General features: G+C 68.5%; 2 protein-coding genes. Both read right to left on the bottom strand.

Annotation, left to right across the window (positions count from 1 at the left end):
• Positions 1-102: 102 nt before the first annotated feature.
• Positions 103-690, bottom strand: a complete 588-nt coding sequence (locus tag AC08ON_RS14000; RefSeq protein ID WP_476607947.1) for a hypothetical protein — start codon at positions 688-690, stop codon at positions 103-105.
• Positions 691-863: 173 nt separating this feature from the next.
• On the bottom strand, positions 864-2,065 hold a 1,202-nt coding region (locus AC08ON_RS13995; RefSeq protein ID WP_476617130.1), incomplete at its 5' end, for a protein kinase domain-containing protein.

Below are 2,065 nucleotides of genomic sequence, written 5' to 3'. Positions count from 1 at the left end.
ACAGCGTAGCGTGATCTCTGCGCGGCCCTGGGCTCTACCCACTCACCCCACCCCCACATGATCCAATACCGGAAAGATCGACTTAAGCTTCACGGCATCGCCTCAGGAGTCGTACTGGCGCCAGACCCTGGCAAGGTCTGTCGAATCATTGTCGGTGACAAGAACGCCGATGAGGAAGTTATCGGGATCGGCCCAGACCAGGGCACGCTGCGTCGAGCTCCAGGCGAAGATATGCGTGCTGGCCGCGGGCGTCTCCTGCCCTTCCCTCCGGGCTGCCGGTGCATCGAAATAGTGCGGTGCGACCGCCTCATACTGCCCGCGCTTTGTGAAGCTGGCGAACATGACCGTGAGGGTCCCGCCGATGCTGCAGTAGAGGCTGTGGGTGGGTGCCACCGGCTCGGCTGGAGATGCGGGGAAGCTTCCCGTCAGCAGGGTCTCGTCGGCGCCGGTCCGGCAGGTGACCCAGCCGGGATATGCGTCCCAGCCAGCGACGAACGCCCGCATGGCGTCGTCGTCGGCCAGCTCGCTCGGTACGGTGGGCAATCCGATGATGCTGGCGTCCGAGGCGCTGCTGCTCGGGGAGCTGCGGTCGCTCGGAGCGTTGGTGCCGCTTTGCGAGCCAGTGCCATTGTGGCGGCTTGTGAGAATGACGATCATCGATGCGCTGATCAGAGCAAGCAGCGTAAGCACGGTGGTGATCTGTCGTCGCGGGGTGCCCCAGGCTCGCCGCGGGCGCCCACGGGCGCGTCCGGTGCGGAAATGTTCGAGATCCCGGCTGGATGCGGCTCCGTGGCGAGGGCCACTGCGTGTCGACTCACCGCTCAATGCAGCCCGGATCCGCGGGTCGATCATGGGGCGCTCAGCTAGAGAGCGGCGAAGAGCCGCGCGGCCGGGACTCGGCGGCGCAACGCCGCCGCGACTGTCGCCGCGCAGTGCTGCTCGCGACTGGCGAACCAGTCGCCGATGGCCTGGCTAACCGGCAGGCTAGTCATCTCGCCGACCAGCTCGGTGATGGCATCAACGGCCAGGTCCAGCAGGTCCCAGTCATCCAGCTCGTCGGCCTGGTTCGCTACGTCCAGCAGCCAGCTGATGACCCGGTCGTTCGCCCCGTCCCCGGTGCCCGGCACCTGCTCGTCGGAACACGCGGCTCTCAGTGCCGACACGACCTCCCGCGCGACCGGCAGATCCGCGGTGAGCGCGCGCCGGAGCGGCTCACCCGTGAGGCGTGCGGCCACCTGACCGAGCAATTCGTCGTCGCCTTGGCCCGAGGCGAGAAGCTCGAACAGTTGCCCGGGCGCCGCCGCGTCCCCAGCGGTCGCTGCGGCCAGCAGCCGTCGACCGCGTTCGGTGGGCGAGGCGGTCGTTCCGTCCAGCTCGGACCGGATCAGCAGGAGAAGATCGTCGGTCGTCGGCGGCCGGCGGTCCGGTGACCGGTGTGTCGACTGCCAGACGATAGTCCGCCATGGCCCGTCGGGGAGCAACGGCTCGTACCGCCGGGGCCAGGTGCCGGTCAGGGCCCACGCGATGATCCGTCCGATGCTGTAGACGTCGGCTTGTGGCCCGACGGCGTGCGCGTCGTCGTACATCTCGGGGGCGGCGAATCCGTCGGTGCCGAAGGAACTACCCGTCTGGGTATGACGGGGATCGCTTGATTGCCCTCGTGGCCGGCGCCCGAGCCCCCAGTCGCCCACGACCCAGTCGCCGTTCAGTTCCAGAACGTTTCGCGGATTCAGATCGCGGTGGATCCAGCCCTCGCGGTGCGGTTCGCGCAGTGCCAGGCAGACAGCGGTCACCAGGCGGCGCAACTCGACTGGGTCGGCGAGTATCGCCACTCGAGACTCCGCAGTGGCGTCGGCGAGTGGCATGACGAGCCAGTCCTCGCCGGAGTCGAGCACAGGCATGACGTGCGGGAGCTGGCCGAATCGGCGGCCGGCCTCGACTTCACGGCGCATGCGAGAGAGAGCGGCTGCGTCGCGGAAGCGGAGCTGCTTCACGGCTACCCGTTGCCCGGTCGCCTTGTGTCGCGCGCCGGTGACCTTCGCCTGACCGCCGATCGCGATCGGCG

The organism is Frankia sp. CoWAU3, from assembly GCF_977971855.1.
Note: the sequence above shows the minus strand (reverse complement) of the source record. Positions and strands in the feature narration are given on the sequence as shown.